We start from the raw sequence: 19,701 nt of genomic DNA, 5'->3' as shown, positions 1-19,701 counted from the left end.
TGTGTTAAACATTATTTAAAATAAAGGCACTACAATTATTGTAGTGCCTTTTGTTTCACTATTTGAAATGGATGGCAGCAAGAATACATAAAATCAATATTATATAAAATAATTTAACCCACTGAGTTGATTTCATTAACTGCTGTAATAATCCGATAACCGAAGCCTATTTTAGTCCCTACACCAAAATATTTCTGCTCATCGAAAATGAAGTGGCTGCTTAGGTATAACGCCCTCATTCATCAACTGAGCTTGTTTTATTGCTTCTGAATAGTGCTTACGACAAACAGAGATATACTTTTCATTACCACCTATATCAACTTGTAAGCCTTCATATACAGGCACCCCATCACTTCCTATACGTAATACCTTGCTCGCCTTACGCCCGCAATAGCAAACCGTTTTTAGCTCAACTAATTTATCAGCCCAAGCAAGCAAATATTGACTACCCTCAAATAATTGTCCTGCAAAGTCGGTACGCAATCCATAACATAAAACCGGAATATCCTCGTTATCGACTATGTCACATAATTCTTCAACTTGTTTTTTTGTTAGAAACTGACATTCATCAATAAGAACACAATGTACTTTTTGTACACTATTTTCTTTTTTGATTAACTCGGCCATATTTGTTGTTGTTGAGTATAGTAACGCTTCCGCAGATAAACCTATTCGCGATGAGACTTTTCCTTGTTCAAAACGGTTATCTATCTCTGCCGTAAAAATAACCGTACGCATTCCTCTTTCATTATAGTTATACGATGATTGCAATAATGACGTTGATTTTCCCGCGTTCATTGCTGAATAATAAAAGTAAAGCTGAGCCATTTGGCTGTTCCCTCAAAATTAATATACATAATAATTTTACCATAAAACATACTTGAGGATTAACAATATTGGTGTAGATGCCCTTTACTTATTGAAAATTTAACTTTTTTTTGGGGCTCAACTTGTACCTTATTGCAAATATTACTTAGCACGTATGCAATAAAAATCAATTTGATATTAACTATAAACAGTTTCAACTAAAGCACATTCCGCTAAAAAGCATCATCAAAAAAAGAAAATTTAAGCCTGACCTTCCCTTCAATTCATTCCGAGTAAAAGTAAAATGAGACACGCCTCTTCTTTTTTGAATTATTTAATCACTAAGATTTTGGCTTATTCCTATTTTTCGTTTAGTTCAGTTATTGATAATAGCTATATATATATCTACGAAAAGTTTATTTTTCTTTTGTAAAAAAATTGCATTCGTTAAAGATTACTTTTAAACTAAGGAAGTAATTTAGCTATTGCAGAATTTAAAATAGCATTCTATTATTACTGTACACATGCCAACAAATAATTTGAGACCAGGAAAATGAGCGAATCATTAAAAGCGTTAAATAACATCCGTACTCTTCGTGCTCAAGCTCGCGAAGTAACTTTAGAATCTTTAGAAGAAATGCTGGAAAAATTAACCGTCGTTGTTGAAGAACGTCGTGATGAAGAGAGCCAAGCTCGCGCGGAATTAGAAGAACGTAACCGTAAATTGGAAAAAGTTCGTGAAATGATTCTTGAGCAAGGCGTCGATTTAAATGACCTTCTGCAAACAATGGACTCAGGTAAAAGCACTAGCACCCGTGCTAAACGTGCTGCACGTCCAGCTAAATATAAATATGTTGATGAAAATGGCGAAACTAAAACTTGGACAGGCCAAGGCCGTACTCCAGCAGTAATCAAAGTTGCCATTGAAGAACAAGGCAAATCTTTAGATGATTTCTTAATCTAATAGCCTATACATGTATTCTAAACACCCTTTTATAAGGGTGTTTTTGTTTCAACCTTTATATATTATTTTATATTAACCTCTACTAAGAAAAAGCGCTTAGCTATTATAGCTCCCTTTTTTAGCACTAAAGCCGCATAACTACTGCCCACTTCAATTAACTGTTCTGTTTAAGCCTTTGCGCTGTATTATACTACCAATCAAATAATCATGATAAATAAAACAGAGTAGTAAAGATATGTAAGCTTAATTAGATAAACTTAAATATTGTTCAGTGATTTTATTTATGTAATGGGGTTATATGTTAATTTTTGTACACCTCTCACTTATAATGAGTAGCAACTAAACAGTCTAAATCAGAGCGATACGCCTTAATACCTGACGTTTATTGTTAATAATTTATTTTTTCACGCATAAAAAAGGCTAACAAATTAAGTTAGCCTTTAATAAAAATTTATTGTGAAATTTTATTTTGCTGCATTCAATGACGCTGATAATTTCTTCAACCACTGAGTAAACTCTTCACCCAACGCATCATGCTGCATTCCATATTCAACAAATGCTTTCATATAACCTAATTTATTTCCACAGTCATGACTTTTACCACATAAGTGGTAGGCCTCTACAGGCTCATTATTTTCCATCATTAATGCAATAGCATCAGTTAATTGTATTTCATCACCAGCACCGGGAGCTGTTTTAGCTAATGCATCCCAAATCTTTTCAGATAAAACATAACGACCAACAATAGATAAATTAGATGGAGCTTCTTCACGTTTTGGTTTTTCAACCATACGAACAATTCTTTTGCTATCCCCAGGTGCTAGCGTTTCTCCACTGCAATCCACAATACCATAGCTAGATACATCTTCTTCAGGGACTGGCTCAACTAAAATTTGACTTGCACCTGTTGATTCATATTGTTCGAGCATTTCACGCAAGTTAAATTTAGTTAAATCTGTACTGTAACAGTCTAAAATGACATCAGGTAAAATAACCGCAAAAGGTTCTTCACCGACTAACGGTTTAGCACACAAAATTGCATGCCCTAATCCTTTTGCTATTCCTTGTCGCGTTTGCATAATCGTTACATGACTTGGACAAATAGATTGAACCTCATCCAATAACTGGCGCTTAACACGCGCTTCTAAAATAGCTTCTAACTCAAAGCTTGTGTCAAAGTGGTTCTCAATGGAATTTTTTGATGAATGTGTTACTAAAACAATTTCATTGATCCCCGCAGCAATACACTCATTAACAACATATTGAATAAGTGGCTTATCGACTATTGGCAACATTTCTTTTGGAATAGCTTTTGTTGCAGGAAGCATACGAGTGCCTAAGCCTGCAACAGGGATTACCGCTTTACGCACCTTGCGCTGTGTCATTTTTATCACTCCAGATATCATCCTTGCCTCTCAAATTTCACTAAAGTATCAAGAGGCATTTTAAGTGCGCAAAAGTATATCAGGAAATATTTATGAATAAATAGCGACGAGTCTGAATAGAGTTATTTAGATGACACATGCATGCATTTTAGACATTAATTATGTCTCCGGGTTAAACATAAGTTTTATTTTCTGGCTATTATTACGAATTAAACACTGCCAAGCATTTCCTTTTACCTCTAAATGGTTAGATTGATAAAATTTAAGTGTACCTAAAGGAAGACTTCTCGATAACTTAACATGCGTATTTTCTGTCGTTATTTCCGCTTCTAAGCCCGCACTCGCCATTATAATTGCTTTATTCTGTGTATTAAAATACCCCAATAAGAGAGGAAATTGCCCACTAAACCCCGAATCCTCTAGTAAATAATTTATTTGATTAATAATCCTATCAATATTCGGTAATTTTTTTTCTGGGTAGCTTACCGCACTTTTTAATAGGTCATTGAACACAACACGAATCAAAAAAGCAGCCATAATACCTTCTTGGGGAGAGCGCTCAGTGTCAATGCAGTAAAATCCTATTTGGCTGTCTGAAATAGCAGCTAAGTCTAATAATAAACCAAAGCGATTAGCTTCATTAAGTTGGCGATAGTTAATTCGGTAATTATTTATAATTTGGTTTACTGGCGGTTGTAACTGCTTCAACACCGTCAACATATCTTGAGTATGATCTTGCATTAATGTAGAAATCTGATGAATTTCCTCTCCCATTAGCTCTGTTAGGCTATTTTTCTCAGGATACAGTGCAGAAAGTAGGGTCACTTTAACTTCATCTAAATTTTTTATTGGCTTAAGCAAAGCATCTTTAGCCCCTAAACGAAACATTCTATCTAACTGAGTAAAATCAGTTGTTGCCGTAATCACAATGACTGGAATATCAATATTACGAGCAATAAGCTCTCGCATAAACGCTTCACCATTCATTATCGGCATATTAAGGTCACAGAGAATGATATCAGGGGTGATACCGTTTATTGTTAACATCTCTATTGCTAATTGACCATTATCTGCGGTATAGATCTCAATACCCAGCGTTTCGAGGTAATTTTTTAAAATTGTACAGAAGGTGATTTCGTCTTCTATTATGAGTACTTTTCTATTTTTCATAAGATACCTACTGCAAAAGCCTGGTTTAATTAACAATACAATTATTCATACGATAAAATCATTTATTCGCCATCATTTAAGTATAGTGACTTTTCAATCTTATACTTATTTTTATAGAGAGTGTTATGAAATCACAAGTAGAAGATAGGTGTTGCTGTGGCAACGAAGCACAATTTGAACAATGCTGCGCCCCTTTTTTACAAGGAAAATCTATTCCACAGACGCCTGAACAGCTTATGCGCTCCAGATATAGCGCTTATGTTCACCAAAATGCCGATTATCTGATTAAAACATGGCACCCGGATTGCCATGCTCAAGAATGGCACCACGAAATTGTAAATAGTTTTTCGAAGACACGCTGGTGTGGTCTTCGTGTTATTAGTTCTTCTTATGCTAAAAATCCCGATGAAGCTTATGTCGAATTTTCGGCTTGCTTTATTGATGAAAAAGCTGATCATAAGCAGCTTATTCATGAACGTTCGCGTTTTATTAAGATGGATTCGTGTTGGTATTATATAGACGGCATTACCCCAAAAATCGGTCGTAATGATTTATGTCCTTGTGGCTCTGGTCAAAAATATAAAAAGTGTGGGCACCCAGACTAATTACCCTTTATTTAATGCCTGTCTAATGAGACACATTTAATACACAATCTGTCGTTTTTTATATCGCTTTGTTAGTTAAGGATTAGGCTGTTTCATGCAACACAAAATTGTACAAAAGAAAATTCTCAGGACAATTTGCCCTGACGCGAAAGGATTAATCGCGAAAATCACCAATATTTGCTATAAACACCAACTCAATATCGTACAAAATAATGAATTTGTTGATCATCACACTGGCCGTTTCTTCATGAGAACTGAGTTAGAAGGCATTTTCAACGATGAAACATTATTAGCGGATCTCGACGATGCATTGCCTGTTGGGTCTCAACGTGAATTAAACACTGCAGGCCGGCGTCGTATTGTCGTCATGGTAACCAAAGAAGCACATTGTCTGGGCGACCTACTCATGAAAAGTGCTTATGATGGCTTGGATGTTGAAATTGCTGCTGTTATTGGAAACCACGATACGCTAAGAAACTTAGTCGAACAATTTGGCATCCCATTCCACCATATTAGTCATGAAGGCTTAACTCGCGAACAACATGACGAAAAAATGACAGCACAGATTGACCAGTATCAGCCTGACTACGTTGTGTTGGCTAAATATATGCGCGTATTAACGCCCGCATTTGTTCAGCATTATCCAAACCAGATTATCAATATTCACCATTCGTTTTTACCTGCCTTTATTGGTGCCCGTCCTTATCACCAAGCTTATGAGCGTGGCGTAAAAATTATTGGTGCTACAGCGCATTTTGTTAATGACAGCCTTGATGAAGGGCCAATCATTACACAGAACGTGATTAATGTAGACCATACATTCACAGCGGATGATATGATGCGTGCTGGACGTGACGTTGAAAAAAATGTACTAAGCCATGCCCTTTACTGGGTCTTAGCTCAACGTGTATTTGTATATGGTAATCGCACCATCATTTTATAAGCCAACACAGTGGCTTATTTAACAACACTTTGTAGATTTAACACGCATTAAGAATAAAAAAACAGCAAACGACCATTTTATTGAAAATTAATGCTTTACAGCGGCGCGTCATTTGATATGATGCCGCCCGCTGTCAATGATTACAGCAACTCAAAATCTGGTGGGATACCCAAGCGGCCAAAGGGAGCAGACTGTAAATCTGCCGTCACAGACTTCGAAGGTTCGAATCCTTCTCCCACCACCATTTAATTAACATCCCCCCCTAATTTATCAACAACACCCATAAAACGATTTAGTACACTAGAGTGTGATTTTGATTTATAAATGTAACAAACACTTTTCCCCAAAATCTTGTTTAATGGTATATAAATTAATGATTTATCAATTAATTCTTCTTCTGGATAGTGGTCTATAATGCCTATAAAGTCACCATCTTGAATAAAACTTTGGCAACAGCCAATATTATCCATTTGTCTCACGCTCGTTTTATTATCAACCGTTTCAATTTTTGCTAATAAATCGCTCATTAAAGAACTTTTATAAAATGCGGGGTCACATAACCAGGTACTTTTTTGTAATAATGTAACAAGATCATAATGAAATTTTTCATATAGTTCTTTCCGACAATAAATACCTAATGGTGAATTTTCTATTATTTTTTGTAATGAAAACCGTTCGCTGACAACCTGCTCTGAACTAAGAATAAGTGTATTTCCATCATAATCGACAATTTCATCTACTTCATCATAATTAAACCTTAATATATTTACTTGTACATTATTTTGATGTGCTGATTGATATAAATTAATTAAATGATTTTCCTTTCCCCAGTCATAATAAATATTAGCCTCATTGATTATATAACCTGAAAAATGTTTTTTCGTTATTTCTTTCTCCTGTAAATAAAGATCTCTTAGATCGTTATAAAGCTCTTGGCCATCCTTAGTTAATGTCATTCCAAATTTTTCTCGTTTAAAAAGCCGTTTACCTAGGCTTGTCTCAAAGTCTTTGATTGACTTCGCGATGGGAGGTGTCGTACGGTTCATCACTCTTGCCGCTTTGCTTAACGAGCCATTCTCAACAACCGCCATAAACGCCTCTAATTTTCTTGAAAAGAACATATCTATGACCCCATTCCATTTATTAAAATGTTAATCAACATACTTAACTTTCTCATTAATAATTATATTGATTAGCCCATAAATTAATCCAAAAAATAAAAAGTCAAAGTTGATTTTTTATTGAATGATTAACAATATTTCATAAAAGTATTTTTATAATTTCCATCATTACAAAGCAATATATTATACTGTTTCGATTAATTATTTTTTATGCCTCCACTATTAAATCACATTAAAATATAAATAACCAATTGACTTTAAATGAAATTAAAACTAGTTAATATTGAAATTATTAATTTAATTTTAATCAGAAATTAAATTCTAGCACCCATAATAAATTTAATTAATTATAATATTTTTTGTTTAACTAAATTTATTATAACTTTTATATTAAACGCTAAATTTTGATATTGTACCAAGAATGAGTTATGTAATGACCATTTTTATCATAATCGTTATTGGCTATAAAACAACCTAATCGTTGAAACATGCTACTCGGGGTTACAGTATTGCTACCATCTGGTAGAATACGCATAATAATCATAAAACTAGGTGATAAAAAACCATGAAATTCATATCGTTCAATATCAATGGCCTCCGAGCTCGTCCTCACCAACTCGCTGCAATCATCGAAAAACATCAACCTGAGGTTATTGGCTTACAAGAAACAAAAGTCCATGATGATATGTTCCCTTATGAAGAGGTTAGTCAGCTCGGCTATCATGTTTTTTATCACGGCCAAAAAGCCCATTATGGTGTGGCTCTTTTAACAAAAAATGAACCTATTGCTGTCCGCAAAGGCTTTCCAACTGACGATGATGACGCACAGCGCCGTATTATCATGGCTGACATTCAAACAGAGCGTGGCCCATTGACTGTTGTTAATGGTTATTTTCCTCAAGGGGAAAGCCGCGACCACCCAACTAAATTTCCAGCAAAAGAAAAATTCTATCAAGATTTACAAAATTACATTACATCAACACAAACGGCTGAGTCTCAATTACTCATTATGGGTGATATGAATATTAGCCCAACCGATCTGGATATCGGTATTGGTGATGCAAACCGCAAACGTTGGTTAAAAACCGGAAAATGTTCTTTTTTACCTGAAGAACGTGAATGGTTAGCTAAATTGTTAGGCTGGGGCTTGGTCGATACATACCGAGCTAAAAATCCTGATGTTGCTGATTGCTACTCTTGGTTTGACTACCGTTCTAAGGGCTTTGATGATAACCGCGGTTTACGTATTGATTTATTACTAGCCTCAAATAACCTTGCTGAACGTTGTATCGCAACGGGTATTGATTATGATATTCGCGGAATGGAAAAACCATCAGACCACGCACCGGTGTGGTCTGAGTTTGACCTAACAAAATAAATTTCCTCACTAGTTATCATGCAAAAAGGCGCTTAAAGCGCCTTTTATTGGTTTGCCAGACTCAACTAATCCTCTTTCTTTTTCGTTTTCTTCTTGCCTGTTTTTGCAGTTTTTTTCCCTGCTTTTACTGATGGGGCTGGTAACTCTCGAAATGCCCTCAAATTTGTAAATTGGCGTGCATGGTGAATTAATTGCATCAATGTTTGACCTAGCGGGTGCATAAAATCATCATAACGTGATTGTTTTTCACTAATTTGAGTCAGTACGGACTCCCAATGAGCAGTCATATCCGGTAATGTTGCCATATCGGGTAGAACATGAATTAGAGCCCTTCCTGCCGGAGAGGAATGAATGTAACGCCCTTTTTTGAAGAGAAATTGGCGCTTAAATAGTAAGTCAATGATGCCCGCCCTAGTCGCTTCCGTACCAAGCCCATCCGTTTCTCGCAATACTTTTTTTAATGCTTTATCTTGCACAAACCGAGCAATCCCAGTCATTGCTGATAATAGCGTTGCATCCGTAAAAGGGCGCGGAGGCTGCGTTTGCCGTTCGACAACTTCCCCTTTCTCACATAATAACTCATCACTTTTACTCACAACTGGCAAAGGCATACCATCATTTTCAGCATCGCGCTCTTTATTGCCTAATACAACTCGCCAGCCCGCTTCAGCAAGAAACCGAGCTTTTGCAATAAATTTACCCTTTTCAATTTCAAGATCAATAGTACACTTACGGTAAACCGCATCCGCCATGAACTGAATAATATATTGACGTGCAATCAGTTGGTAAATTTTACTTTCATTTTCCGTTAATTTTACTGCTGCCGTTTTTGCAGTTGGAATAATTGCATGGTGGGCGTCCACTTTTTTATCGTCCCAACAACGATTCTTTTTATCTAACTCTGGCAGTTCAAATTCAGTGAGATCAGGCTGATGCACAGCAATGGCATTCAATACACTGTGTCGCCCTGCAAAATGCTCATCCGGTAAATAGCGGCTATCCGAACGAGGATAAGTAATTAACTTATGTGTTTCATACAAGCGTTGGCATATATCCAATACTTCTTGTGCACTCAACGCATACTTTTTAGCGGCTTCAATCTGTAAAGACGACAAAGAGAAAGGCAATGGTGCAATTTCAGACTCGCGCTTGTCCTGATATTGCGTCACTATGGCAGGCTTCCCCTCAATACGCGATACCACATGGTCTGCAAGCGGCCGATGGAACAAACGCCCTTCTTCGTCTTGGTAATCAATACAGGAGTCACTTGGCTGCCATATTGCTACAAAACGCTCATCTTTTGGCGTAACAATATGGGCTTTCACCTCGAAATAATCTTTAGGGATAAAATTTTCTATTTCTTCATCGCGCCTAACAACTAGGCCCAAAACTGGCGTTTGTACCCGCCCAACAGAAAGAACACCTTGATATCCACCTCGTTGCCCTAATAGTGTATAAGCACGAGTCATATTGATGCCATATAGCCAATCTGCCCGTGCTCTCGCTAAGGCGGAGACACAAAGAGGGATAAACTCACGATTTTCTCTTAAGCGGTCAATTGCCCGCTCAACGGCTTGTGGGTTAAGGTCGTTGATCAAACAACGTTTTACGGCTTTGCGTTTCGCAGGATCGAGCTTTAAAAAATCAAGCACTTCGTCCACCAGCAGTTGACCTTCTCTATCGGGGTCTCCTGCATGGACGACTATTGAAGCTTGCTTCAGTAATGTTTCAATGGTTTTTAATTGTTTAGTTACTGCGGGACGGGGCTTCAATTGCCACTTATCCGGGATAATTGGCAAATCCTGAAGATTCCAACGTGCGTACCGAGGTTCATAAGCATCGGGTTCCGCCTGCTCTAAAAGGTGGCCAATGCACCATGTTACGGTTTGGCCATCACCACATTGAATAAAACCATCACCGCGTTTATGGGGTTTGGGTAATACATCTGCAATGGCCCTTGCAAGGCTCGGTTTTTCCGCAATAAACAAACGCATAAATTAATCTATCACTTCAACTAAAGGAACATTATCCTGATGGGGTAATAATTTACCGATAGACTGTAACAAAACACCTTGCTGCTGTGCAATCTCTTTAATTTTAGAGACTTCGGAAGGTTTTACTGCAATGAGTAAGCCACCAGAGGTTTGTGGGTCGCACAATAGCTGACGTTGCATATCACTCATTGGGCCAATAAGGTGACCATAGCTGTCGAAGTTACGGGTTGTTCCACCAGGAACGCAACCTGCTTCAATATATTTTTCGACGTTGGCTAATTTAGGGACTTTACTAAAGGAAATTTCAGCGCGAACTTTAGACCCTTCGCAAATCTCACTTAAATGACCCAATAAACCGAAACCAGTTACATCCGTCATAGCCGTCACTCCCTCTAAAGGCGCAACCACCGCTCCTAACTTATTCATTTGGCACATGGTTTCTGCCGCTAAGTGTTGATGTTCCGGCGCAAGTACCCCTTTTTTCTCTGCCGTTGTCAAAACGCCAATCCCAAGCGGTTTAGTCAAGAACAGTTCGCAATCTGCTGTTGCAGCACTATTTTTCTTCACATATTCCGTATTCACAACACCTGTAACTGCCAAACCAAAAATAGGCTCAGGTGCATCAATAGAGTGCCCTCCAGCCAATGATATGCCAGCATCCGCACAAGCAGCACGGCCCCCCTCAATCACTTCACGAGCCACTTCAGGCGGTAACTTAGCAATTGGCCAGCCTAAAATAGCGATTGCCATAATCGGTTTTCCACCCATAGCAAAGATATCGCTAATCGCGTTAGTTGCAGCAATACGGCCAAACTCAAACGGAGAGTCAACGATCGGCATAAAAAAATCTGTCGTGCTGATGATACCAATCCCGTTACCGAGATCATAAACCGCCGCATCATCTTTCGTTTCATTTCCAACTAACAAATGTGGGTCATGAAATTTTGCTTGTTCCGTGTGTAAAATTTGCTCTAATACTTTCGGTGCAATTTTACAGCCGCAGCCTGCACCATGACTATATTGCGTTAATCTAATTTTTTCAGTCATTATTATTCTCTTTATTAGAAATAAGATACAAAGCCTGTCATATCAGGTGTTTGCACTTTTGCTGGTGCTTTAAGCTCTGGCGTACCTAAATAAAGAAATCCAACAATACGGTCGTTATCTCCACAACCTAATCCCGCACGAACCACGGCATCTTCTGTCCATGCTCCTGAGCGCCATATACCGCCAAAGCCTTGAGCAACCGCAGCCATCTGCATTGCTTGTACAGTGCAACTCGCAGCAACTAATTGTTCCCATTGTGGTATTTTCGGATGGTCTTTTAATTTCGCAATTACAGTAATAATGAGTGGAGCGCGAAAAGGTGCGTTACGTGCTTTTTCTTCTACTTCAGCACCTAATTGCCCTTCAATTGCCGCTTTTTCTAATAGCTCACTGAAGCGGTTAATACCTTCATTTTGCATAACAACAAAATGCCATGGTTTCAAAGCTCCGTGATCAGGTGCTCTCATCCCCGCAGCAAGTATATTGTTAAGTTCTTCACCTTGGGGTGCTGGTGATGTGAGTCTTGAAGCTGAACGGCGGTTCAACAAAAGGGTTAAAGCATCCATATTTGTCTCCGTTTAAGAGTAAACTGATATGATAATCATTCAATTAGATAATGATACCCACGCTATCTATTGTTTCAGCTTAAAGGAAAATCGCTTACACTAATACAATAATAACGGTTATTCGCTAGGTAAAATTACGTTATAAATTCATTGAATTGTATCATTTGTCACACATGAAAAATATCATTGAAGCATTGTACCTTGCTGATCATAATTTTGTTATGCATAAAAATAGCCCGCAGTTGCAACTAATTGTATTGATACAACTAAGACATCAACAATTCGATGTGATGATCGGGTAACGGATTTGCTTTTGAGTATACTGTCGTAAATTCATGCTACAGGCGGAAATAGCCCAACTGTAGAAAGACATATTTATGTAATATCCAAAAATAGTTTGTGCCATAAGTCAACGGCAAACCAGTGAAGCTAACACCCGTGTGGTGCAAAATATACAGGATAGGAGAAAACATGCGTCAACTTTGGGACATCATCGCTACCATCTTTAGAATTAGCTGGCGAGCACTAAACTTTATTAGGGAATTCGTTTTTAACGCCATTTTCTTAGTATTATTCTTTGTCGTTATTGGGTCAATTGCGCTTTACCAAACAGAAACTCAACCCGAAAAAAATTATTTTGGTGCTTTGTATGTTGATTTGCAGGGCGTTATCGTAGACCAAGTTTCTGCTCCAGACCCATTTGGTCGTATGAGCCGTGAACTACTTGGTACTTCAAATAGCCGCATGCAAGAAAATTCATTATTCGACATCGTTGATACTATTCGTACCGCCGCAAATGATGACCGTATTACAGGAATGGTATTACGCCTAGATGATTTAGTTGGCGCCGACCAACCTTCTCTGGCTTATATCGGTAAAGCAATCAATGAATTTAAAAGTTCAGGGAAACAGGTTTACGCCATCGGTAGCAGTTATAGCCAATCACAATACTATCTCGCCAGTTACGCTGATGATATCTACCTCACACCACAAGGTGCTGTTGGGGTATATGGTTTCGCAACTAATGGCCTTTATTACAAGTCACTGTTAGAAAAACTTAAAGTCAGTAGCCATATTTTCCGTGTTGGTACCTATAAATCAGCAGTTGAGCCATTAATGCGTGATGAAATGTCCCCTGAAGCACGTTTGGCCAATAAACAATGGTTGGATGCCCTGTGGAACAATTACCTCGCAGATATCGCCAAAAACCGCAATACTACCAGCACGCAAATTTTCCCTGGAGCTGATGCTATTTTAGAACAATTACGTTCTGTCAAAGGCGATAGCGCGCAATATGCTTTAAAACAAAAATTGGTTGATAAACTTTATACAAACGAAGAAGTTGAAGATTTACTCAGTAAACACTTTGGCTGGAATAAAGAAAATAAACAATTCAATAATATTAGTATCTATGATTACTCCGCTAAAATAACAGATACCAATGCGAATCAAAGTGGCAATATCGCCGTGATTGTTGTTCAAGGTGCTATCATGGATGGCCCGCAAACGGCTGGGATTGCAGGAGGCGATACCATCGCAGCACAAATTCGTGATGCTCGCCTTGATGATAATATTAAAGCAATTGTGTTACGCGTGAATAGCCCGGGGGGAAGCGTAAGCGCTTCTGATTTGATCCGCAGTGAACTGGCTTCGGCCCATGCTGCCGGTAAACCCGTGGTGGTTTCTATGGGGGGAATGGCAGCATCTGGCGGGTATTGGGTATCGACTCCAGCTGACTATATTATTGCCAGTCCAAACACACTGACAGGTTCAATTGGTATATTTGGTGTGATCAATACCTTTGAAAAATCTTTAGATTCTATTGGGGTGTATACTGATGGAGTATCAACATCACCATTAGCCGATATTTCTCTGACTAAAGGGATTAGTCCACAATTTGCTGACATGATGCAAATAACTATTGAAAATGGTTATGAGACATTTATTGGCTTAGTCGCGAAAGCTCGCCATAAAACACCTGCAGAGATAGATAAAATCGCTCAAGGCCGTGTGTGGATCGGGCAAGACGCGCTTAAAAATGGCCTTGTAGACCAGCTAGGTGATTTTGATACTGCGATAGATAAAGCCGCAGAACTCGCTAAACTCACTGATGTTAAGCTAGATTGGATGAAGCCTGAGATGACTTTCATGGATCAATTGTTGCTTGAATTAACCACTAGCGTTCAAGCTGCGATGCCGGATGTACTACAGGTGTTTTTGCCCCCAGCAGTCGCAACGGATATCCGCCAGCAAGCTCAGTTTTTCTTAAAAATGAATGACCCTCAAAACCGCTACGCATTTTGCTTAAATTGCGCGGAAATTAACTGATCGCTAAATCCCCTTCAGCGTTAATGAAGGGGATTTCTCTCACAAACTCATCAATAACCCCATATCAATCTAATTATTCGCAAGTTAACGATAGTAATACGCTAACAAATGCGTCAAAATCCTGATAATCATTCTCCTTCGATAAGTTGGATAAATTAGGTAATAAGATGCAGAAGAAATCAATTTATGTAGTCTACACAGGTGGAACAATTGGCATGCGCCATTCACCACAGGGATATGTTCCTGTTTCTGGTCATTTGCAAACTCAGTTAGCTCAAATGCCCGAGTTTCACCGCCCTGAAATGCCTGAGTTTACCATCCGTGAGCATCAACCGTTGATTGATTCATCTGATATCACTCCTGAAGATTGGCAGCTCATCGCTGATGATATTCGGGAAAATTATCCACTTTATGATGGGTTTGTTATATTACATGGCACTGATACTATGGCTTTCACCGCCTCAGCCTTATCTTTCATGTTTGAAAACTTGAAAAAGCCAGTGATCGTGACAGGGTCACAAATACCATTAGAAGCATTACGTTCTGATGGGCAAACAAATCTATTAAATGCCTTATATTTAGCGGCCAATTACCCTGTTAATGAGGTCGGGCTGTTTTTTAATAACAAATTATATCGCGGTAACCGCACCGTTAAGGCTCATGCTGACGGCTTTGATGCTTTCAGCTCACCTAACTGCTCCCCCTTAATGGAGGCGGGTATCAATATTCGTACATTCAATACGTGCCCTGCACCTATTGGCATAGGTGAATTTAAAAGCCACCGAATTACACCTCAACCTATCGGTGTTGTTACACTTTATCCGGGACTCTCGGTTGAGATTGTTCGCAATATTCTCCAACAACCTGTCAAAGCGCTTATATTGCGCTCTTACGGTGTCGGTAATGCCCCTCAACAGCCTGAATTACTACGTATACTTCGCGAGGCAACGAACCGAGGCATTATTGTGGTTAACCTGACACAATGTATTTCTGGCCGTGTTAATATGGAAGGCTATGCCACAGGACACGCTCTTGCAGAAGCTGGTGTGATAAGTGGATACGACATGACTTTTGAAGCCGCCTTAAGTAAATTGCACTACTTACTAAGCCAAAATTATACCCCCGCTTTAATCCGAGAGTTAATGCAGAATAATTTACGCGGCGAGTTGAGCTATGCTGATGAATAACAGATAACATACTGAGGACACAATGAAAGCAGCATTACTGTTAGTCGATTTACAAAACGATTTTTGCACCGGTGGCACATTAGCAGTAAATGAAAGTGAACATGTTATTGATGTTGCTAATAAGGCGATGGCTATTTGCCAACAAAAACAGATAGACATCATTGCAAGCCAAGATTGGCATCCCGCGACACATCTTAGTTTTGCGGCTAATTCAAATACTCAAATTGGCGAAGTCGGTGAGCTAAATGGCATTACACAAGTTTGGTGGCCTATTCATTGCGTACAAGGTGAGCACGGCGCTAAATTACACTCAGATTTAAACCAATCACTGATTAGTGCAACTTTCACCAAAGGGGAAAACCCACAGGTTGATAGCTATAGTGCCTTTTTCGATAACGATAAAATTAGCCAAACCCGCCTGCATGCATGGTTACAAGAACAACACATTTCACATTTAATTATTATGGGAATTGCGACGGATTACTGTGTCAAATTTACCGTGTTAGATGCCCTAAAATTAGGCTATAGCGTAGATGTTCTAGTGGATGGATGTAGAGGTGTTAATCTTGCAGCCAATGACAGCCAAGAAGCTTTAGACGAAATGAAAAAGCAAGGCGCGAGGTTAATCACGTTAACTGACCTGCATTAACCCAGACTTTGTAGACAAGTTTTCTCATATCAATTGAGAAAACTTGTTTTAGTGACGCTGTCACTGTACAACACCCTATTGAATAACCAAACTATTCTACAGATCTACAGAGTAACTGTTACTCATCATTATTTTGCGGTTTTAATGTTGCCAACATTTCACCTTGAAACAGCGTTTTTAGCTCTTGTTTGCTCTTCATCGTAATTTCGCCATTAGTCCCTACCGTCATATGCTCTGGGTCATGGTTATGCCGCGACTGCCACAATAATACCATTTGCAAGCTATGCTCTTTTTGTTCTGGCGTTAACATCACCCCATCCGGCCATTTACCTAGCTCAACTGCGGTTACTAGGCGCTGATAGATTTCAGGTGTCATCACTGCTAATAATTGTTCAAGTTGCTCTGGATTAACTTCAACGCTCACGGTAAGGCTCCTTCAAGTACGCAATTAGCACGTTATTTTATTATTCTTAATTTTAGCTGATAGCTGAATCGTTTTTGTCATTCTAATATTAAAATTTCAGCACCCTTCAGCTCTTTATCCACGGGTCTTTTCACCATTATCATCATCGATAAAGCTTAATGATGCTGAATTAATACAGTAACGCTGCCCCGTGGGCTGCGGACCATCGGGAAATACATGCCCTAAATGCGCATTACAGTGTTGACAGCGAACCTCAATGCGATGCATCCCATGCGAGAAATCCTCAATGTATTTGATAGCCTCTTCATTGACGGGTTGATAAAAGCTTGGCCAACCACAACCTGCATCAAATTTGCTCTCAGACATAAATAAAGGTGAACCACAGCATAAACATTCGTACACACCATCTTTACGGTTATGCAATAATTGGCCACTGAATGGCGGCTCGGTACCTGCTTGCTGTGTAACGTAACGCTGCATTTCATTTAATTCTGAAATATCAATAGGTTGGTTATCTTTTTTTGACATGTCACACCTAAATATTTAAATAACTAAAATGTTCAATGGTTATCATACATCAATTTCAATCAACAAAAAATTAACAACATTTTCTGTAAAACTATTCTAAACTAAGAAGCATCTTACTTTCCGTTTTGATTTGTGAACCGTATCACATATATCACTGATAGATGGTTTCATTATGCTGCACAATCCCGATAATACGTGCGGCTGTATTTGCCGCTGAAGTGGCTGACAAATAAGCAATTGGTGGTATCAGAATTGATTTTTTTCAATAATTGACACGATTCCGCTTGACGGCTGGCAAGGTTTTGGTAACTTTAACTACAACTTAATTCACGAATAAATAGCTGGTGGAAATACTATGACTATCAAAGTAGGTATTAATGGTTTTGGTCGTATTGGCCGTATCGTTTTCCGTGCTGCACAAGAGCGTTCTGACATCGAAATCGTTGCTATCAACGACCTGCTCGATGCAGAATACATGGCGTACATGCTGAAATACGACTCAACTCATGGTCGTTTCAACGGTACTGTTGAAGTTAAAGATGGTCACCTAGTTGTAAACGGCAAAAAAATCCGTGTAACAGCAGAAAAAGATCCTGCAAACCTGAAATGGAACGAAGTCGGTGTTGACGTCGTTGCTGAAGCTACAGGTATCTTCTTAACTGATGAAACTGCACGTAAACACATCCAAGCAGGTGCTAAGAAAGTTGTTCTGACTGGCCCTTCTAAAGATGATACTCCTATGTTCGTTATGGGCGTTAACCACAAAGCTTACGCAGGTCAAGAAATCGTTTCTAACGCATCTTGTACAACTAACTGCTTAGCTCCACTGGCTAAAGTTATCAACGACAAATTCGGTATCGTTGAAGGCCTGATGACAACTGTTCACGCAACAACTGCAACACAAAAAACTGTTGATGGCCCTTCACATAAAGACTGGCGTGGTGGTCGTGGTGCTGCGCAAAACATCATCCCATCATCAACCGGTGCGGCTAAAGCAGTAGGTAAAGTTATTCCAGAACTGAATGGCAAACTGACTGGTATGTCTTTCCGTGTACCTACTCCTAACGTTTCTGTAGTTGACTTAACTGTTCGTTTAGAAAAACCAGCAACTTACACTCAAATCTGTGATGCAATCAAAGAAGCAGCAGCAGGCGAGCTGAAAGGCGTTCTGGGTTACACTGAAGATGACGTTGTATCAACTGACTTCAACGGTGAGAAACTGACTTCAGTATTTGATGCTAAAGCTGGTATCGCACTGAACGACAACTTTGTTAAATTAGTTTCTTGGTATGACAACGAAACTGGTTACTCTAACAAAGTATTAGACTTGATCGCTCACATCTCTAAATAAGAGCTGTAACGAAATTTGTCTAACTGAGCCGCCGATTGGCGGCTCTTTTGTATCGTATCCAATAACAAATTAACACTTCATATTTTCTGCTATATCGCTTATGGTTGATCTCTTATTGGATACGCTATAAACATGACTTATTTTAGAATGAATACTATTCACCGCGTCACTGCGCCTTTAAATATACCGAATAGATACTCTAAATAATTCAAGTGAATGAACACAGTCAGCAATGCTGCAGTTTGAAAGATGACGAGTATTCACACTGTTCCATTAACACAGGCCTAATACCATGCACGACAAACTTTTTGCACTACCAGTCATTAAACAAGTCTCTGCTTACATCACTCAACGCCAACTCGGCGAGCTTCCACTCATTGTCATCTCGCACCCTAAGGTGCGTGGGGCCGTCAGTTTACAAGGTGCTCAACTTATTGATTGGCAACCTGCAGGGCAAAAACCTTGCTTATGGCTAAGTTCAGAAAGTGCTTTTAAAGAAGGTGTTGCAATCCGCGGTGGCATCCCTATTTGTTGGCCTTGGTTCGGCCCTGTTGCTAGTCCTAGCCATGGTTTTGCGCGAATTTTACCTTGGCAATTCACCGCACATAATGAGCATGAAGATGGCGTTATTTTAACCTTCACGTTAACGGATACCGACTATACCCGTAAATTATGGCCACATGAGTTCACTCTGATCCTCCGTATGAAACTCGGTGAAACATGTGAACTTGAACTAGAAAGTTATGGGGATTTCGAAACTACTGCCGCACTGCATAGTTATTTCAATATCAGTGATATTCAAAAAGCCACCGTCTATGGGTTAGGCGGTCACTATTTCGATAAAGTCGCAGATAAAGAAGTTTATGCCAATGAACCTCTCAAATTTAATAAACATACTGACCGTATTTATTCAGAACCGGATGAATATAGCTTATTACGTGATGATGGATGGGCTCGTACAATAGAAATTCATCATTACCATAATAGTGATGTTGTCTGTTGGAACCCTTGGGCAGAGTTATCATGCAGTATGGACGATATGCCAAATAATGGGTACAAACAAATGGCTTGTGTAGAAACGGCAAGGATTAATGTCCCAATGAAAAGTGAGGCACAGCACCCTGCTCGCCTTTCATTAGTGATGGTCAGTCGCGATAATAAACCGCAAGATTAATCATCCAGTCTAAGTGTATAAGATTTCTAAATAGATAAAATTGAGCCCCTGATAAACATAATGATATCAGGGGCTCAATA

The 19,701-nt window shown here is 38.9% G+C and carries 18 protein-coding genes and 1 tRNA gene; 10 read left to right on the top strand and 9 right to left on the bottom strand.

Annotated features, from left to right (window positions below; all coding sequences use genetic code 11):
• Positions 1-198: 198 nt before the first annotated feature.
• The gene (locus FVA69_RS10430) at positions 199-828 is read right to left on the bottom strand and encodes a thymidine kinase (RefSeq protein WP_109913227.1); all 630 of its coding nucleotides are present in this window, start codon (positions 826-828) and stop codon (positions 199-201) included.
• 532 nt (positions 829-1,360) lie between these two features.
• Between FVA69_RS10430 and hns the strand changes: the two genes are divergently transcribed.
• Positions 1,361-1,771: a histone-like nucleoid-structuring protein H-NS gene (hns, locus tag FVA69_RS10425; protein ID WP_004254106.1), complete on the top strand. Its 411-nt coding sequence runs from the start codon at positions 1,361-1,363 to the stop codon at positions 1,769-1,771.
• A gap of 464 nt (positions 1,772-2,235) precedes the next feature.
• Here the strand turns inward: hns and galU are convergent, their stop codons facing one another.
• Both galU and rssB read right to left on the bottom strand, forming a co-directional pair.
• On the bottom strand, positions 2,236-3,156 hold the full coding sequence (gene galU / locus FVA69_RS10420) for a UTP--glucose-1-phosphate uridylyltransferase GalU (protein ID WP_164528809.1): 921 nt from the start codon (positions 3,154-3,156) through the stop codon (positions 2,236-2,238).
• A gap of 159 nt (positions 3,157-3,315) precedes the next feature.
• A complete protein-coding gene (gene rssB, locus FVA69_RS10415; protein ID WP_164528808.1) occupies positions 3,316-4,326 on the bottom strand; it encodes a two-component system response regulator RssB in 1,011 nt (336 codons plus the stop codon).
• Between the two features lie 125 nt (positions 4,327-4,451).
• On the opposite strand from rssB, the gene FVA69_RS10410 reads away from it, so the two are divergent.
• From FVA69_RS10410 to FVA69_RS10400, 3 genes are all read left to right on the top strand, one after another.
• The gene (locus FVA69_RS10410) at positions 4,452-4,931 is read left to right on the top strand and encodes a YchJ family protein (RefSeq protein ID WP_004911157.1); all 480 of its coding nucleotides are present in this window, start codon (positions 4,452-4,454) and stop codon (positions 4,929-4,931) included.
• Positions 4,932-5,025: 94 nt separating this feature from the next.
• Positions 5,026-5,874: a formyltetrahydrofolate deformylase gene (gene purU / locus FVA69_RS10405; protein ID WP_110731961.1), complete on the top strand. Its 849-nt coding sequence runs from the start codon at positions 5,026-5,028 to the stop codon at positions 5,872-5,874.
• 159 nt (positions 5,875-6,033) lie between these two features.
• Positions 6,034-6,118: transfer RNA gene (locus FVA69_RS10400), tRNA-Tyr, on the top strand.
• A 1-nt stretch (position 6,119) separates the two neighbouring features.
• Here the strand turns inward: FVA69_RS10400 and FVA69_RS10395 are convergent.
• Positions 6,120-6,995: a LysR family transcriptional regulator gene (locus FVA69_RS10395; RefSeq protein ID WP_004911163.1), complete on the bottom strand. Its 876-nt coding sequence runs from the start codon at positions 6,993-6,995 to the stop codon at positions 6,120-6,122.
• Between the two features lie 565 nt (positions 6,996-7,560).
• Here FVA69_RS10395 and xthA point away from each other — a divergent pair.
• On the top strand, positions 7,561-8,373 hold the full coding sequence (xthA, locus tag FVA69_RS10390) for an exodeoxyribonuclease III (RefSeq protein WP_109913251.1): 813 nt from the start codon (positions 7,561-7,563) through the stop codon (positions 8,371-8,373).
• A 65-nt stretch (positions 8,374-8,438) separates the two neighbouring features.
• On the opposite strand, the gene FVA69_RS10385 is transcribed toward xthA, so the two are convergent.
• The 3 genes from FVA69_RS10385 to FVA69_RS10375 are packed head-to-tail and all read right to left on the bottom strand — an operon-like array spanning position 8,439 to position 11,980.
• Positions 8,439-10,367 carry a DNA topoisomerase III gene (locus FVA69_RS10385; RefSeq protein ID WP_123381910.1) on the bottom strand — a complete coding sequence of 643 codons (1,929 nt, stop codon included), beginning with the start codon at positions 10,365-10,367 and terminating at the stop codon, positions 8,439-8,441.
• A 3-nt stretch (positions 10,368-10,370) separates the two neighbouring features.
• Entirely contained in the window at positions 10,371-11,414 is a 1,044-nt protein-coding gene (gene selD, locus FVA69_RS10380) for a selenide, water dikinase SelD (protein ID WP_004911178.1), read from the bottom strand.
• Positions 11,415-11,428: 14 nt separating this feature from the next.
• On the bottom strand, positions 11,429-11,980 hold the full coding sequence (locus FVA69_RS10375) for an NAD(P)H nitroreductase (protein ID WP_109913254.1): 552 nt from the start codon (positions 11,978-11,980) through the stop codon (positions 11,429-11,431).
• Positions 11,981-12,451: 471 nt separating this feature from the next.
• Between FVA69_RS10375 and sppA the strand changes: the two genes are divergently transcribed.
• From sppA to pncA, 3 genes are all read left to right on the top strand, one after another.
• Positions 12,452-14,308 carry a signal peptide peptidase SppA gene (gene sppA, locus FVA69_RS10370; RefSeq protein ID WP_109913255.1) on the top strand — a complete coding sequence of 619 codons (1,857 nt, stop codon included), beginning with the start codon at positions 12,452-12,454 and terminating at the stop codon, positions 14,306-14,308.
• A gap of 167 nt (positions 14,309-14,475) precedes the next feature.
• Entirely contained in the window at positions 14,476-15,495 is a 1,020-nt protein-coding gene (gene ansA, locus FVA69_RS10365; protein WP_004911183.1) for an asparaginase, read from the top strand.
• 22 nt (positions 15,496-15,517) lie between these two features.
• Positions 15,518-16,144 (top strand): bifunctional nicotinamidase/pyrazinamidase, encoded by a 627-nt coding sequence (pncA, locus tag FVA69_RS10360; RefSeq protein ID WP_109913256.1) that lies wholly within the window; start codon positions 15,518-15,520, stop codon positions 16,142-16,144.
• Positions 16,145-16,262: 118 nt separating this feature from the next.
• Here the strand turns inward: pncA and FVA69_RS10355 are convergent, their stop codons facing one another.
• Together FVA69_RS10355 and msrB are read right to left on the bottom strand one after the other, a co-directional pair.
• The gene (locus tag FVA69_RS10355) at positions 16,263-16,568 is read right to left on the bottom strand and encodes a YeaC family protein (RefSeq protein WP_004911191.1); all 306 of its coding nucleotides are present in this window, start codon (positions 16,566-16,568) and stop codon (positions 16,263-16,265) included.
• Between the two features lie 114 nt (positions 16,569-16,682).
• Positions 16,683-17,096, bottom strand: a complete 414-nt coding sequence (msrB, locus tag FVA69_RS10350) for a peptide-methionine (R)-S-oxide reductase MsrB (RefSeq protein WP_004911195.1) — start codon at positions 17,094-17,096, stop codon at positions 16,683-16,685.
• A 355-nt stretch (positions 17,097-17,451) separates the two neighbouring features.
• Between msrB and gapA the strand changes: the two genes are divergently transcribed.
• Both gapA and FVA69_RS10340 read left to right on the top strand, forming a co-directional pair.
• Positions 17,452-18,447, top strand: coding sequence for a glyceraldehyde-3-phosphate dehydrogenase (gene gapA, locus FVA69_RS10345; protein ID WP_004911198.1), 996 nt, complete (start codon positions 17,452-17,454; stop codon positions 18,445-18,447).
• A gap of 292 nt (positions 18,448-18,739) precedes the next feature.
• Entirely contained in the window at positions 18,740-19,621 is an 882-nt protein-coding gene (locus tag FVA69_RS10340) for a D-hexose-6-phosphate mutarotase (protein ID WP_004911200.1), read from the top strand.
• Positions 19,622-19,701: the final 80 nt, after the last annotated feature.

Origin of the sequence: Providencia sp. PROV004 (assembly GCF_011045615.1) — a bacterium.
Lineage (GTDB): Bacteria > Pseudomonadota > Gammaproteobacteria > Enterobacterales > Enterobacteriaceae > Providencia > Providencia rettgeri.
Note: the sequence above shows the minus strand (reverse complement) of the source record. Positions and strands in the feature narration are given on the sequence as shown.

Bases quoted from the DNA above. Each gene is read 5' to 3' on its own strand.
- FVA69_RS10430 (WP_109913227.1), bottom strand. From the start codon at position 828: ATGGCTCAGCTTTACTTTTATTATTCAGCAATGAACGCGGGAAAATCA.
- hns (WP_004254106.1), top strand. From the start codon at position 1,361: ATGAGCGAATCATTAAAAGCGTTAAATAACATCCGTACTCTTCGTGCT.
- galU (WP_164528809.1), bottom strand. From the start codon at position 3,156: ATGACACAGCGCAAGGTGCGTAAAGCGGTAATCCCTGTTGCAGGCTTA.
- rssB (WP_164528808.1), bottom strand. From the start codon at position 4,326: ATGAAAAATAGAAAAGTACTCATAATAGAAGACGAAATCACCTTCTGT.
- FVA69_RS10410 (WP_004911157.1), top strand. From the start codon at position 4,452: ATGAAATCACAAGTAGAAGATAGGTGTTGCTGTGGCAACGAAGCACAA.
- purU (WP_110731961.1), top strand. From the start codon at position 5,026: ATGCAACACAAAATTGTACAAAAGAAAATTCTCAGGACAATTTGCCCT.
- FVA69_RS10395 (WP_004911163.1), bottom strand. From the start codon at position 6,995: ATGTTCTTTTCAAGAAAATTAGAGGCGTTTATGGCGGTTGTTGAGAAT.
- xthA (WP_109913251.1), top strand. From the start codon at position 7,561: ATGAAATTCATATCGTTCAATATCAATGGCCTCCGAGCTCGTCCTCAC.
- FVA69_RS10385 (WP_123381910.1), bottom strand. From the start codon at position 10,367: ATGCGTTTGTTTATTGCGGAAAAACCGAGCCTTGCAAGGGCCATTGCA.
- selD (WP_004911178.1), bottom strand. From the start codon at position 11,414: ATGACTGAAAAAATTAGATTAACGCAATATAGTCATGGTGCAGGCTGC.
- FVA69_RS10375 (WP_109913254.1), bottom strand. From the start codon at position 11,980: ATGGATGCTTTAACCCTTTTGTTGAACCGCCGTTCAGCTTCAAGACTC.
- sppA (WP_109913255.1), top strand. From the start codon at position 12,452: ATGCGTCAACTTTGGGACATCATCGCTACCATCTTTAGAATTAGCTGG.
- ansA (WP_004911183.1), top strand. From the start codon at position 14,476: ATGCAGAAGAAATCAATTTATGTAGTCTACACAGGTGGAACAATTGGC.
- pncA (WP_109913256.1), top strand. From the start codon at position 15,518: ATGAAAGCAGCATTACTGTTAGTCGATTTACAAAACGATTTTTGCACC.
- msrB (WP_004911195.1), bottom strand. From the start codon at position 17,096: ATGTCAAAAAAAGATAACCAACCTATTGATATTTCAGAATTAAATGAA.
- gapA (WP_004911198.1), top strand. From the start codon at position 17,452: ATGACTATCAAAGTAGGTATTAATGGTTTTGGTCGTATTGGCCGTATC.
- FVA69_RS10340 (WP_004911200.1), top strand. From the start codon at position 18,740: ATGCACGACAAACTTTTTGCACTACCAGTCATTAAACAAGTCTCTGCT.